This window comes from Cellvibrio sp. OA-2007 (genome assembly GCF_000953825.1).
Classification (GTDB): Bacteria; Pseudomonadota; Gammaproteobacteria; order Pseudomonadales; family Cellvibrionaceae; genus Cellvibrio.
The window spans coordinates 92,762-107,706 of record NZ_BBUL01000085.1 but is presented as its reverse complement, the minus strand read 5'-3'; the positions used below and the strand labels follow the sequence as shown (position 1 = coordinate 107,706).

9 protein-coding genes are annotated in these 14,945 nt (G+C 39.5%); 4 read left to right on the top strand and 5 right to left on the bottom strand.

The genetic code is table 11. The features are described from left to right. The first annotated feature begins 94 nt into the window (after positions 1-94). Genes dndB through dndE form a run of 4 tightly spaced genes read left to right on the top strand, consistent with a single transcriptional unit; the run spans position 95 to position 5,058 of the window. Entirely contained in the window at positions 95-1,195 is a 1,101-nt protein-coding gene (dndB, locus tag AWU77_RS07990; RefSeq protein WP_062061403.1) for a DNA sulfur modification protein DndB, read from the top strand. Continuing rightward, on the top strand, positions 1,188-2,732 hold the full coding sequence (gene dndC, locus AWU77_RS07985; protein WP_062061400.1) for a DNA phosphorothioation system sulfurtransferase DndC: 1,545 nt from the start codon (positions 1,188-1,190) through the stop codon (positions 2,730-2,732). Before dndB ends, dndC begins: the two co-directional genes overlap by 8 nt. Next, a complete protein-coding gene (gene dndD, locus AWU77_RS07980) occupies positions 2,729-4,711 on the top strand; it encodes a DNA sulfur modification protein DndD (protein WP_062061397.1) in 1,983 nt (660 codons plus the stop codon). The genes dndC and dndD overlap by 4 nt, the downstream gene beginning before the upstream one ends. After that, positions 4,711-5,058, top strand: coding sequence for a DNA sulfur modification protein DndE (gene dndE / locus AWU77_RS07975; protein WP_062061394.1), 348 nt, complete (start codon positions 4,711-4,713; stop codon positions 5,056-5,058). Before dndD ends, dndE begins: the two co-directional genes overlap by 1 nt. 53 nt (positions 5,059-5,111) lie before the next feature. On the opposite strand, the gene AWU77_RS07970 is transcribed toward dndE, so the two are convergent. The 5 genes from AWU77_RS07970 to dptG form a co-directional block, all read right to left on the bottom strand. Beyond that, entirely contained in the window at positions 5,112-6,083 is a 972-nt protein-coding gene (locus AWU77_RS07970) for a hypothetical protein (RefSeq protein ID WP_062061390.1), read from the bottom strand. Positions 6,084-6,193: 110 nt separating this feature from the next. Next, positions 6,194-7,198, bottom strand: coding sequence for an O-methyltransferase (locus AWU77_RS07965; RefSeq protein ID WP_062061387.1), 1,005 nt, complete (start codon positions 7,196-7,198; stop codon positions 6,194-6,196). Further along, complete coding sequence (locus AWU77_RS07960) at positions 7,195-8,463, bottom strand: ATP-binding protein (RefSeq protein ID WP_062061384.1); 1,269 nt, start codon at positions 8,461-8,463, stop codon at positions 7,195-7,197. The genes AWU77_RS07965 and AWU77_RS07960 overlap by 4 nt, the downstream gene beginning before the upstream one ends. Before the next feature lie 3 nt (positions 8,464-8,466). Continuing rightward, entirely contained in the window at positions 8,467-13,584 is a 5,118-nt protein-coding gene (gene dptH / locus AWU77_RS07955; protein ID WP_062061381.1) for a DNA phosphorothioation-dependent restriction protein DptH, read from the bottom strand. Next, on the bottom strand, positions 13,565-14,944 hold the full coding sequence (dptG, locus tag AWU77_RS07950) for a DNA phosphorothioation-dependent restriction protein DptG (RefSeq protein WP_062061367.1): 1,380 nt from the start codon (positions 14,942-14,944) through the stop codon (positions 13,565-13,567). Before dptG ends, dptH begins: the two co-directional genes overlap by 20 nt. Between the last annotated feature and the right edge of the window lies 1 nt (position 14,945).

Genomic DNA, 14,945 nt, shown 5'->3' with positions numbered 1-14,945 from the left:
AAGTATAGTAGTTATGTATGTTAAAAATTGACTTCCAGCCATGAGTGAATATATCATCACTAAGGTAAAAAATTCCAGACTCTCGAGTATAACCATGGCCAAGACGTTGATTAGGGAATACAGTCATACATTTCCTGCGGTGAGAGGTATTCAGGCTGGTAGGCCATGCTATATCGCAATGTGCCCTATGCGTATAATTCCAAAAATCTTCATCTTTGATGAAGAAGAGGTGCCTGCCGAGCTTAGGGCTCAGCGAATTTTGAATAAAAGCCGTATTCCTGAGATCAGTGAATATCTGATTTCAAATCCTCAAGACTATACCTTGTCCGCAATCACCGCATCAGTGAGTGAACAGGTGCATTTCGAGCCTTTAGCTGATACTGGCCCCGCAGTAAATTTGGGCATGCTCACATTATCCATGGATGCTCAAATACTGATCAACGATGGGCAGCATCGCAGAGCTGCAATAGAAGAAGCCATTAAAGCTTCGCACGAGTTGGGCCATGACCATATTCCAGTGCTTTTCTTCGTTGATGAGGATTTAAAGCGAAGCCAACAAATGTTCGCCGATTTGAATAAATATGCAGTTCGCCCTAACGATTCCCTTAGTACCCTTTATGACCATCGAGATCCGTGTGCGGAGCTCGCGAGATACGTGGTAGAGAATGTCGAATGCTTCCGAAGGCTGACCGATATGGAAAAATCCAGCCTTTCTAATCGTAGCAGTAAGTTATTTACCCTGAGTAGTATTAAGTTGGCGAGTCGTAGTCTTCTAAAAAAATCTGCGAAAGATTCAGCCTCGCTTGAAGAAAAGCAAATTGCCGCATCTTATTGGAATGAGGTGTGCGCACATATGCCTGATTGGAAAGCTGCGGAACGAAAAGAAGTGAGTACCGCTGACTTACGTCAAAATTATGTACACGCTCATGGCGTCGCATTACATGCCTTAGGGTTGGCAGGCGCTGACTTATTGAGCCTAAAACCAAAGAATTGGAAAAAGTCTTTAGCGAAGCTAGAAGAGATAGATTGGGCTCGATCTAGTTCCGCCGTTTGGGAAGGTAGGGCATTAATGTTGGGTAGGCTGAGCAAAGCACGGACAAATGTAGGTTTAACCGCAAATTTAATAAGAAAGCATATCGGCATACCGTTAAGTGCAGAATGCTTAATCCTGGAAAAGCAATTCACAAATGGCTAAATCGAAAACACTTTATAAATCTATGGATGAAATGCTGGTTGAAACCAGTATGGCCGGGCGCCCATTGCTTGATCTCATTCAGGAAATACAAACGCTTTATTTAGAAGATGAAAAGCCTTGGGTGATTGGCTTCAGTGGCGGTAAAGATAGTACGGCAACCCTTTCTCTGGTTTATGTTGCAATTCAAAAGTTAAAGCCTGCTGAGCGCCGTAAGCATATATATGTTATTTCATCAGACACCTTGGTCGAAACTCCAATGGTTGTCGGTATGATTGATGGGGTAGTGAATCAAGTCAATTTACACGCAAAGCAATCAAAACTTCCTTTTTCAGCCCATAAAGTTACCCCCCAGATGGATCAAACGTTTTGGTCAAATTTATTGGGTAAGGGCTATCCAGCGCCAACACAAAGTTTTCGTTGGTGCACAGAGCGAATGAAAATTAATCCAGTAAGCGAGTTTATTTTAGATAAGGTAACTCGCTTTGGAGAGGTAATCGTTGTATTGGGTGCTCGCTCTGAAGAAAGCGCCTCAAGAGCGCAAGTAATTGCGAAACATAGAATTGACGGTTCAAGCCTTTCCCGCCATGCATCATTACCTGGCGCATTTACTTATCTTCCAATACAGGATTGGACGTTTGATGATGTTTGGATGTATCTACTGGGTGCTCCGGCTCCTTGGGGCGGTGACCATTTTGAATTATTTGATTTGTATAAAGATTCAAATGCCGGTGAGTGCCCATTGGTAATTGATACCAACACACCCTCTTGTGGAAACTCACGATTTGGATGCTGGACATGTACCGTAGTTACAAAAGATCGTGCAATGGAGGGGCTTATCGAATCTGGGGAGACATGGTTACAGCACCTAAAGGATTTTAGAAACGAACTTTATGAAAGCACCATACCCGCCAATAAGGATAGATACAGAAATTTCAAACGAAGAACCGGCAAGGTTCATTACGCCAACAAGGCAATAAATGACGATAGCAGCACCGAACTAAAGACTATTCCTGGTCCCTACTGGATGAAAACACGGCAGGATTGGTTGAGGAAACTATTGACGATTGAAAAGAAATTAAGGGATGAAGGAAGAGATATTCGATTGATTCAACCCGAAGAGCTATATGCAATTCGTAGGGAGTGGATGTTTGACCCAAATGAACCAGATTGGGCAGATTCGTTACCTCAAATATATCGTGAGATTTATGGGGTTGATTTAAATTGGGCAGATCAAGATGCAGGTGCTTTCACTCAAGCAGATGCTGATTTGCTCAAGGAATTAGGAGCGGAACACGGAGTTCCAGCAGAGCTAGCAATGAAGCTTATAGAGCTTGAATTATCAATGGATGGGCTTGGAAGACGAGTTGGAATGATGAGTAAAGTAGATTCATTACTCAACCAGGATTGGGGGTCTTTAGAGTCTATTAAAGCGAAAATGGAGGCGAGCACTCACAAGTCCAAATTGAAGGGACTGGATGTGGGCTATGACGATAAGCTAAAAGAACTCGCTAAAGAATACGAGAAGTTAACAAATTGATATTAAACGAATTAAAAATCCGCGATTTTGGTGTATTTAGTGGCGAGCATTCTATTGATCTCACGCCAAGAATAAAATATGGAAGACGGCGTCCTATTATTCTTTTTGGCGGATTGAACGGTGCCGGAAAAACTACCACTTTGACGGCGATTCGATTAGCACTTTACGGCCGTGCAAGTCTTGGTCGAAATGTATCTTTTCAGGCCTACCACAATCAACTAAGCGATTATATTCACAGACCGAAAAAAAGTGTCGTTGCGCCGCACTCAGCAGCTATAGAACTCAGTTTTAGTTACGGAAAACAAGGGAGTTTCCATGAATATAGAGTTGTTCGAAATTGGGAAAATCAGAAAGGAAAGCTCATTGAATTATTAGAAGTTCAACAGGATGAGCAACCATTAGAAGGGCTCAACTATGAACAATTACAAAGCTTTTTGAATGAGCTTATACCTATTGGGGTTGCAGATTTATTTTTCTTCGATGGAGAAAAGATAGCCGATCTCGCTGAAGACACTAATAACGAGTCGCTTGCCTATGCTATTAAAAGGCTTTTAGGACTAGATATCATCGAGCGCCTGAGAGCAGATTTGGGTATTTATTTGAAAGAGAATACTCAAGTAAAGCTCCCCAAAGAAATTGGAAAAGAATTGAAAGCATATGAAGCTAGCTATACGTTACTTTACGAACAGTACCAGGCCAGCTTAGAAAATGGTAACGCCTTAAAAACTCAGCTTACGGCATTAAACAAAGAAATTGCTTCGGTAACTCAACGTCTTAATGATTTGGGTGGAGCTTGGGCAAAATCACGTCAAGCGGAAGAGGCGCGTAGTGAGCAGCTGATTAAACAGAAAAATAGCGCAACGAATGAAATAAGGGAGCTTTTGGCCGACTCCATTCCATTTGCATTCGCTCAGAAGTCTTTAGCAAAGCTTTTAAAACAATTGGAGTCCGAACAAAATACTAAAGTTAATATTAATGCCCGCAGAGAAATTTCTAAGCATCTGAATTCTTTGCGAAGAGAATTAAATCGAAACATTGATAAACGAACACTTGAGTCTGCTATAGAAAAATCATTCTCCGGAATAATGGACTCAAAGAAAGACGCAAATATAGTACATGATATTTCTGAAAGAGATTTTCAACGTATTCAGGGAGTCATCTGCACGTATGTTCCACAGCAGGTAGCGCAAGCAAAAAAATTGAGCAAGAGCATTGAGGCTATTCAAAGGGAACTTGATGTGGCAGCAAAGAATATCGCTCGCGCTCCCGATCAGTCTCGGATTAACGATGTTCTCGGGGAGCTAAATAACCTACAAACGAGAAGAGTGTCACTAGAAAAACAATTAACTGAAAATGTAGAGGTTTCAAAAAAGTATCTGCGTGATGCGATGGATAGCCTACGAAAACTTCGTGATTTAAATGAGATGTATCGGAAATCTATGTCTCATGGGCAAGGCATCGAGTTGGCTGCAAACACTCGGTTGATGCTAGAAGAGTTTGCGGAAAAAACGAAGAATAGAAAGTTAGAGATTTTAGAGAAAGAATTCATTAAGTCGTTTAGCAAATTAGCCAGAAAGGATGATATGGAAATTCAGGCTCACATTCATCCACAAACATTTTCTGTCACATTAACAGACGCTCATGGAAAATCTATAAACAAGCAGTCTTTGTCGGCTGGTGAGCGCCAAATTTATGCGATAGCGATGCTAGAGGCGTTGGGTCGGACTTCTGGTCGTAATCTTCCGGTTATTATCGATACTCCGTTAGGGCGCTTAGATTCCAAGCATAGAAGTAATTTAATTAAAAATTACTTTCCGATTGCTAGTCACCAGGTTTTGATTCTCTCGACAGACACGGAGATTGATGAAGAATTTTATAATGAGCTTTCGCCGGAAATATCACATGCATTCTCAGTAGACTACAATTCGCGCGAAGGTAATTCATGTTATAGCGAAGGTTATTTCTGGAGGCAAAACTGATGCTGCCTAATAAAATGAAAATATCCGAGAAGGCTCTCAAATCATTGATGAGATTACAAGGGAATACTGGATTGACTCCAAACATAGGAGCGCGGGTTGCGTTCTTTAAGTCGATTGAAGGCAGTTTTCGATACAATCCTAATCGTCACACAATTGATACCAAGGGACGGGAGTTGGACAAACATTCCTGGCTTGGAGATTATCCTGAAATCATTGAGATGCTTTTGAAACAAGCGTATCCATCGTTGAGTAATAGAGAACTCTACAACGCCTGGAATAAACATGTTGAGGATGGATCATCCTTAATCGAAAACACAAAGAATCTATCGGCCCTAGTTGCAGGATAGGTAGCGGGTTGGATAGCCATGAAACTCAGGTGTGAAAGTGACGTTGCGCACATTCAATTTTTCGCGCTTTGCTCCCTCCACACCTGATGTAACCGCCATTGGGTGCTTTCGTTTAACCCAAATTCTTGATTCAAATGTAAGTTTTTTAAATACATGATTGTACATAGAGCTTGTAATCTATCTCCAAAATCTGGGTCATCACAAAGATAACGATATTCGTCCGAGTTAAATCCATCATTTGTGGTCAGCAACAACATCTGAATATTCATTGCGGCGATCCTGGTTGCATGCTGAAGCAATCGTAATATCAGATGTTTATTATTCGGATTGGAAAACTCAAGCGCGTATTCAGGATCATCAATTATTGGAAACTCTGCGTGAGCAACTTGATTTCGAATATCTCTTACTAAAGATAAACCGTAAGATATTCCTTCTTTACTCTCGAGATTGGTGTCAAATTTAACATTGAAGTTTGATTGATATTTTTTTGAAAGGCACTGAAGTATTTCAACTTTATGTTCATAATATTTCGGTACATTGGTGCTAGACAGATTTTCCTCTAATACCCAAGATGCCTGCATAGAATAATCTCGTTTTCTCTCTATCTTCTTATTCAGATTTTTATAAGTTTCTAATCTATCTTCGTATACGGGGCTCGCGAATCGATAAGCTTCCTCAAGTGCATTAGCAACAAAAATAAATCTTGTTAGTGGAGTGATAATAGATGAAAAATGATCTGCGTTTGATTGAAGTGCGTCTGCGACAGGTTCACAGTATTGATGAGCTTCTTCATATCTAAACATATTCATTTCAACTGAACTAATTTGGCTGGCCAACCTTAACCATTTTGCTATATTGGCAGTTTTAGCTCTTCCAGATTCAACTTTTGCTTTTCTATCCATTTTAAAAACTGGATGATCATTGTTTAACAGCTCGCAAAACAAAAATAATTCATGCAGGTGGAGGCATAAATCCCTGAAGCTTTTGCACTTGGTGCAGTTATCTTTGCTGTCTAAGGGGTTCATGTGATTCTTCGTTAAAAGTGAAATGTGGATGTGAATTCATCAGAGCTAATTACCGTTACAACTGGTTGCATTCAGATGTCTAGCCTAAATCACAGTAATGACTACAGTTTTCAAGCCATCTCGATGTCGAAAAAATTTGGGAAGTATCTATAGATTTTGGAGAACGAAACAATATCTGATTCAGCAAAGATCACATCACTTAACTTTTCTCTGTCAATTTCACCCATGAGTGGCATCACTTCCTGCAAGTGCCGAATTTCCTTAGTGGTAAGGTTTGGAATATCTATATTCCAAGCATTCTCAGTTTGATTGAAGAAATTTAATGATGTTAGATTGCATGCATTATATTTTTCTCTATCTTTTCTTTGAAAAAAAATCCATCCTATAGTGCTCATGTCCGCGCCATCCTTGTAGTTGAAATAAACCAGTTGCTCAAATTCCCATTTTTCGTCGTCGCTCAATGCTGCATTTTTTTCTGACAATGTTTTGGTTATTCTGTTTAGAATTATTGAGCGAATTAATTGAGAGTATACTTCCACTTTATTTAACCGAGCCTTTGGAAAATCCATTGGAATGAATTCCTCAGATACAAGACTTTCTAATTTTAATTTGAGCAAATCAGGATGTGGCCCATTAGGAGATCTAAATTCTTCTCGCAACTGACCAATTTTGGGTGGAATAACATTTAAAGTGACCAGCAGCACAGATCCAGAAAACACGTTTCCGATTAGCAAATCCAGATCATCAAGCGCAGATTGTTCAAGAGCTGCATCATAATCTAACCAAGCAATAAATTTTCTCGCGTAGGTCATTCGTTGGAGAACGTCAGTAGACCGACCAGGCAATAATGATACACAATCAAACGGCTTATTAAACTCATATTTCTCACGACGTTCAACATCAGACTCGATGCTAGTCATATCATTTATATGCAAAGCACGGTGAAACAACTTGAAGTCAGAAAAATACTTTGATCCGAATCCAATATATTTATATCCTGAAACAGGTCCGAAAGGATAAAGCTGAGAAAATAAATCTTTTAGCATCTTTCTCTCTACAGACTTTGCCGGACGCAAAGAGTAGTTTATGCGATCTCCACTTGCTATGTATGTCATAGTTCATTGTCCACATAGTAATCGAATGTTAGCTCGCCAACTTCTTTGTTGCTTCTTGCCCCCAATGCCTCCCTAACTCTTTCCAAATCTTGTATTGGTTTTTGGTAGGAAATCCTCCCGTGTACAATTTGTCTTTTAACTTCGATAAAGTCCGGACGAACGAACGGTCTATAGTCGTTTAAGTCGAAAATGCTTTTGAGTGAAGAATTATTGATGGTATCTTGGATAGGTGTCTCGTCAATCAAACCGCTCTCGTGATTTTCTTTTTCTTTAACTAGATCTCGCAACAATGCTAAAACAGGCCTCATTACATTTTTCATTTCGATCAAGGTAGATTTGTAGATTGAATTATCTGAGTCGATACCGGTTTTGGTTGTATTCCATGGAAGTAAGTCGCCGTTTGTAGAGGTAAACTCAACTATTCCACGGAAAAAAGCGTAGTCTGGATGATAAGCTTGAACGCCGTCCCCCCAACCTGTCAATTGAGTTTTATTTGAAACCTCAATAAGGCGTCCATTACAAATTACATTCCATCCGCCTGCATGAAGATCTCTTTCACCGATACCAGCTTTAACTGAAACAATGACTTCGCCCAGTTGAAAGTTCTTGCTTGCAATACTCAGTTCATCGGAAGCGCGAACCAAAATATTTTTCAATCCAATCTTTACGTTATTCAGAAATATATTGAATCCCTTTCCAAGAATAATAAAGTGAGCCTTTTCAATTGCATCTTCAAGTCGCCTCAAAAAAGTATCTTCACCGAAGCTTTCTGCAACGGATTGATGTAACACATTAACGTCAATTCTGGTTCCATAAGGCTCTAGGGTTGCGATTGTATCCATCTCAAAAGACCAATTCTTTGGTTGTTCGAGCCACCTATCAACATCTACAGATACATTAAAAGAGCCGTCTCTGTGCATGGAAATAATCGAAAATGCTTTGCCCATTTTAAATAGCGCCCGCTTCATGCCAACACCAAATCGTCCAATTGAAAGTGCTGTACTTGGTGCATTAGATGGCCTGCCAAATTTAAAGGCATACGTGGTGGCTGCTTCTATAGATATACCTCCACAATTATCTTCTAATTCAAAATTATTTCTTGTTAGATTAAGTTTGACAAATTTATTTTCAATGTCTCCTAAGCTAATCGCAGCATCTACGCTATTATCAATTAAATCGACAATTGATGAGATAAGGGATATATCTCTAGTTAACATGCTAATAAAAAAATCTTTTGATGGATCAGCTTCAATAATTGTCGACATAATTTATAGCTCCCAAAACGCTGTGTCTTTGATTTTTACAATTTTTTTGTCGCCATTTACATATAGGCTATGATGCTTTTCAAGCTCACGAATAGATTTCATCAGGTATTCCTGATCACTCTTATCATCTTTGTTAAATAAAGATTTAATATCTTGATTGCTTATTTGAGATACACGATGAACAACCCAGCTGAGAATGTATGCTGAATAGTCGTTCTCTTTTGTTTTGAAATGCGTTATATCTTGGGTAGAAAGAATCACTCCCACACCATACTCGCGACCTTCTTTAAGCACTTTTCGTAGACTGGGAAAGTCCTGCGACATAAAATTGTCAGCTTCATCAACTAAAATAAGCTTAGTGATTTGTCTAAAGTCACCTCTAACTTCCGGTTTACCTTGTTTTTGCATTTGGGAATAAAATAAGTCTAACGTAAGAGCCACCACTAAATTCTGAACTTGTGGTGGATATCCTGCTAATTCGACCACACGAATTCCATCAATCAGTTTATATAGGCTGGTGCACTTATTTGTGTCGGTTTCGAATACTTCCAATTCATAGAGTGATTCCAGTGCAGCATACAGTGAATCCTCTTCTACCTTTTCTTGATCAATAAACAGCGCCCAAATATCTGCGATTGTTGGTGCTGGTTTTGACCAGGTGTTGGAATCTGTTTTGCTTATTCCGGCAAGTTCATAGGCTTCGGCAATGAGCTTGCGTAACCTCAGCTGCTGTTTTTGACCCAACGCAAAGGCCTTCGCCATCGTCTCGGAAAATCCACGCGCTGTGTGAACGGGAAGCATTGGCGTATCGCCAAATAGACTTAGTGGATTGTAAGGCAGGCGGTGTAAATTGAACTTTTTTGCATTAGTAGCTTGAAGAAATTTGTCATCTACGTAATCTGACTTGTAATCAAAAATCAGCATACCAATTGGCTTAGCATCGACATTTAAATTCTGGTATCTATACAACTGAGTTACGATGGATTTTGTACATTGGGTCTTTCCTGTTCCCATCGTCCCGATTATTCCTGAGTTTGTATTCATAAACTTGGCCGTATTGGTAGGCTCCCAGTAAACAGGATCATGATGATTAACATCATGTCCAACCAGGACTTTCAAATTGTTTTCCAAGTTTTGCGCACCGGTTAAAGCGCTATCTTCTGAAGAGACTACTTCTGGTGCTGGTGGTAACTCGTCCTGTTTATCTGGTGTAGTTGAACCAAAATTAGTTGAAAAAGGAGCTTCTTGAGGGGATGCCAAGGCGGGAGATTGCTCGATTTCATGAAATTGGGTTTTGCCGTCCAAGAAGTAAAAATCAGGAATGCTAGCAATGGCTGTGAATTTGTGGTCATTCCAAAGAGATTGCAACGGGGTAGAAATTGTTGCCTTCAGAAAGCTAGACGGTACCTCAATCTTTAAAATTCCCTCAGCTAGCTCCACAGAAGTGGAGAGACACTTGTCGCTCTCTAAGTTGGCGACGACAAAGCCCTCCGGATAGTTATCAATTTTTGCCAATGTGTAGTCTCCCTGTAGCCACCACTCTTTTCGGTCAAGAAAAGGTGTGAAATAACCATCGGGATAAACTTTATATAGCTGGTACTTTTCTATCTGCAGAATCGCCTGACGTACGAACAAGCTACGGTATAAGACAGAGGCTAAATTTTTGCTGTTAAGAATGTGTGCCAAATATCGGCCAAGCTCCTTAGCCTGTCGTATGGCTTTTATTGCATCATAGCCAAATCCTGTTTTTACTTCGAGTGGTAGCAAAAATAAGCTTTCCCCTTTAAAACCAACGAACAAGACATCGTCCGAAATTGGTCCAGATTTGAATCCATGTACAAACCGAGAAAATTCGGATTCTGATATGTTCAACCCTATGTTTCCAGAGACCCTAACTAGCTCCGCGGCCGAAATCGGAACCCAGACTATATCTGACTTTGAAAGAAGTATGCTCACTAACTTGTAGGCAGATAATGTTCCTTTTTTTTCCTTGTGTCCTTTAGAAGAGTCGGTAATGAGCTTTAATAACCACTCGCCATTAAAGGCATTAAATTCGGTAATTAGACCGCCTTCATCTTTTTCTAACACCTTGTCGTATAGTTGTGTCTGACGCGTCACGGTTATGGCATCGTAGCCAGCGGAGCTGGTGTATTGATCTGAATAATGAATAAGCAACATGTCTTTTGTGCTTTCAAAAAAATCGAGAGTCACTTTTGGATCAATTACTGTTGTCCAGATGGAGCTTGCGTACGAGCGTTCTAACTGAGTTTTGAATCGATCATTAACAGCAAGCGCAATTGCGCTGTTATCTCGGTATTCAAACGTGCTTTTTCTCGAGGGTTTAATCAGTCTGCCATAAAGTAAGGCAAGTTTGGTGCAGACTGACGAGTTGTGATCAAATCTTGCGGTACCAAAACCAGTGATGTAATTCCCTTTTTCATTGGATGATGCCTCGCCCGTTATAAGCCCGTGAGCGCAGATACCAGAGAGCTTCTCCTCTGGATTCACATCTATTACTTCGACCTTCTGGTTGTTTCTGAAAAACGTAAGATGAGCATACTTTTGTGATTCGACTTTGGTATGTATGAATTTACTATATGTAATGTGCGTACGCATCAAGTCGACAACGGTGTCAGCGAAGTCTTTTGTTCTGCTTAAATTAAGGTTGTAAGTTTTTTTGATTAATTCGTAACTCGACATTTCTGAAAAGCGGTCAAATTCCGTGAAGGAAAAACTATCATCATAGAGATTTACGTGGATGTTGACACTTTGTTGCCTATTTCTAATCAGATATTCGACTAAACCCACAAACAATTCTTTATTATCATTGTTGTTTACGGAGTTAATGATTAGCGTGGGTTTTACATTTTGGTTTTTAAACTTGAATAGGTGAGAAAAAATTTCTGTAAATTCACGCACCTTTTCTCTAACTACCTTAGTTACATAACTGTAGTTGGTATCCTGTTGGGGAACGCAGCGAAGCCAGAAACTGTTATCTGGCTCCGCCTTGACGTAACAAAATTCATTTTTTTCATCAAATAAATAAGGTAACAAGCCCTGTGGATTTAGTCTTTCCAGTGTGACGCTCGGCAAATTGAGGTAACTAACAGGATCTTCCTCGCTTGCCCTTTCACACAGATCTAGATAATACGATAGTACTAGAGGGTGTACAGAACTAATCCATTCGCCATAAATATCTTTGTGGAAGCCGATTTCTAACAGCTTCTTATGAGACTGATCCAAGAATTGATTAATGTGAATGCTGCTTAGGTATTGGTAATAAGCATCGACTAATCGTCTAACTAAGCTTCTGTACTCGCTGCCCCACCCACTTAAAGAGGGTAGTGTATTAACCTCTCTAAGGTGCTCGTATAGGGCACTGTAGGATTCTGCAATTTCAGGAGCAATACTTTCGATATCTTGTATTTTTAAACGTTCTGTACCATTGACAGCAAGGATGCCTTCATCAATCCAAAGAGCTTCGTAATTCAAAAAATCGAGTCTGGACTTGATTGTTTCTAGTTCTTTATTTTCAATATAAATCTTTTGCTTAGTTCGATTAAATGTGCCATTTAAAGTATCTGTGAAAAGCTTGCTCCCTCTTTCTAGATCGAATATTAGTGGCAGTATAAGATTTTCGGATGCCGCGGCCCCTTCAATCTCAAACTTCAGAGATGCAGGGCCATTTGATATGCTAAAGCTAATAGTCTCAACTTCGTTTGCCAAATTCTCAAAATTCAGAATTGAATGCTGATTTACGTCAAAAGAAATATCCGTTGAAGAAACTTCCGTTACTGCTTTTTCGTTGGTGCCAAGTCCGATCTGTAATTCACAATCTTGCGTTTGTAATATTACTAATTTTTTGTTTGGGTTAACGAGATATGAGTTTGCTATGGCATCAATGTTGAACCATTCTCGCCTTACAACGAGACATTTAAATTTAAATTTTTCAGAAGGCTTTGGTCGATCAAGTGACACCGTAAAATACACAGGAGTGTTAGATAGTTCTCCCGTTACACAGATTGAAGAACCTTTAGCCGTACCCGTGACACTCAAGTTGGAGCGGCTGATAGATTTTTCCTTATCACTAACTTTAATTTCATCGCTGCTTACCTTTGCCCCCACAAAATCTAACTTCAAATCGAAGTCGGCTCTGTCTATGTCCGCAACTATAATGATATGGCGTTCTTTTTGAGCTGACTTACTTTCGCTTTTTGTGCGAACTAAAATATCTCCACTTGCGGACGTTTCATCTCGAAGCTCAAGATTTTGTATGCTATTTTTTTCAATCTCCTTCAATACCTCATCCAGAGATAGCGATGTCTTCCATGAGTTTATATCGTCGTTGACGTTGAAATGTTTGCGGATAAATTGCTCACTAAACTGAGGCAACCAATCAACTAATTGATCGGGATAATGCTGAACAACATTGCTAATGTCGTCATATATGATTTTATTTTGGTCTAATCTTTTGCGAATCTGATCTACGTGCGAATCCATTTTCAGAATTGCTGGATCATTTAACAGCTGTATTTCATGGAATCTAATATCGCCATCTAACATTGCATTATGCAATGGTTCAAAACCAAACAAGCTCCCCTTTTCTTCAAGAATAAGGTCGTACTGGTAATCTAATAAGATTTTTGATACTGCTTGGCCGTCTATTGCATCGTTATTATTGATGAGCAAAGAAAGCGATTCTTTAATTTGTTTTGGGTCAAAAATACCCCCTGTGGATGCAATATCTTCCGAACTATTGATAATAGTATCCAACATACTATTATGTAGGATTAGCAAAGCAGTATCCTTGAAGATACCTTTTTGTGAGGAAACTTCATCTCTTAAGTAAGTAATAAAGTTCTCGGTATACCCAATTCCATCATTTTCTTTGTGAATTACTGGAATGAGTTTAACTCCGTGACATTCTACCCAAACCAATGTTGTATTATTTAAAGTTAAAAATCCTAGCTTCTCTCTCTGGGCGTGAAATGACTTATAGATTTTTCTACTATTTTCCACGTCTGGGGATTTGAATTGATATTTAAAACCCGGCTTAATACGATCCTTGGCGAAGGATAAAAAGTGGGATACGACAAAATCTTCAAACGGTTTTACGGACATAAACTGCATCTCCACTGTCACTCATGCGCTCCACGTTTCCCACTCGTTCATAGAATTGAATTAGTGCTTTTTGGCTTTGTCTATCGAAACAAATTCCTCGAAGCTTGAACGACTCTAAAAGCTCGTGAAAGCGGAGCTTATCTGAACCCCCGATAGCCAAGTTAGTTATCAGTGATATGTAATCCTGATTCATGACCAATACTTTCCCCACTTGACCTCTGGCTTTTACAAATTCTGAGCACAGCTCAATTTCCGTTGTTTTTATAAATTTTTCATTAGCTGCTGCACGGCTTTTTTTCTTGTCAAATTGCTTAACGGCTTCAATTAGAAGGCAATTCAACCAATATTTCGGATCATCATTTTCATACTCATATGGAAATTTGAAATCATCGTCGTCATGTCTATTTTTTGAAAAATCTTCGGCATATTTTTTTAGTTTTGGAGTATCTTCAGGTTTGAGTTTTGTTATTAATTTCCAAAGTGGGAGTCTGTGTTGATTGTTTTCTTTATCTGTATCCTGCAAGCTTTCAGACATCGATAGATAAGGAAAGATGTAAGGGATGAAGCGTTGCACACTTTGATGTCCATGACGAACAAGATCTGGCCTTTCTCTGCTTGCTGCTTCATTTTCCATGATGAAATAAAGAGGCTTTGGCGATGGCTCCTGTTCTAAGTTTTTAATGTTGAGCGCCAACTGTGCTGTATATAAGTAACCATACAGACGAAGCAAGTTTTCCAATTGCTGCAACATGTACTTGGGCCTGTGTGCTAAGAAGTCTAAATCTTGATTAAAGCAGTCACTTAGGAATGGAAGATAGGCATCTTCATTAATACCCTTGGACAGGAGCCGTGTACCGGCTTCGAAATCCTCTAAAATGTTCTCCGATCTCAAACTCGATAAAATGTGAGATTCGAGGAAATTATTAACAGTGGTAATGGATTCTTTGAGCCCATACCCGCGCATCATACTTGAGAACATATTTGCAAGGTTGTGCTGTGACGAACTAGCTGTTAAGGGTGCGAGTTTGAAGAGTAAGAATTCTGGGGATATTTCATAAATTGCATTGTTTTCGAAATACATATCCTTTATGTAATCCCATAGCGCTTCGTCGTCGAGTTTCAGCAGAAAATCTTCTTTGCACTGCTTTAAAAATACATCCAATATTACCTTTTCTTTCTGTGATGATTCTGCCTGAATCTTTTTAAGCTTCGAGTTAATATCTTTTCTATATAGGTTCCTAATCACAATGGCTTTAGCCACACCCCAATCAAAATCTCCTTCTTTGACATTTGTCCTCGCTGGAAAGTAACTATTCAATACGTTGCTTGACGGTTTAAGATCTGATTTTATTATTGACATA

What these genes read in the sequence shown, in the direction of transcription:
- AWU77_RS07970 (WP_062061390.1), bottom strand. Translation starts at nt 6,083, where the DNA reads ATGAACCCCTTAGACAGCAAAGATAACTGCACCAAGTGCAAAAGCTTC.
- dndC (WP_062061400.1), top strand. Translation starts at nt 1,188, where the DNA reads ATGGCTAAATCGAAAACACTTTATAAATCTATGGATGAAATGCTGGTT.
- dndE (WP_062061394.1), top strand. Translation starts at nt 4,711, where the DNA reads ATGCTGCCTAATAAAATGAAAATATCCGAGAAGGCTCTCAAATCATTG.
- AWU77_RS07965 (WP_062061387.1), bottom strand. Translation starts at nt 7,198, where the DNA reads ATGACATACATAGCAAGTGGAGATCGCATAAACTACTCTTTGCGTCCG.
- dndB (WP_062061403.1), top strand. Translation starts at nt 95, where the DNA reads ATGGCCAAGACGTTGATTAGGGAATACAGTCATACATTTCCTGCGGTG.
- AWU77_RS07960 (WP_062061384.1), bottom strand. Translation starts at nt 8,463, where the DNA reads ATGTCGACAATTATTGAAGCTGATCCATCAAAAGATTTTTTTATTAGC.
- dptG (WP_062061367.1), bottom strand. Translation starts at nt 14,944, where the DNA reads ATGTCAATAATAAAATCAGATCTTAAACCGTCAAGCAACGTATTGAAT.
- dptH (WP_062061381.1), bottom strand. Translation starts at nt 13,584, where the DNA reads ATGTCCGTAAAACCGTTTGAAGATTTTGTCGTATCCCACTTTTTATCC.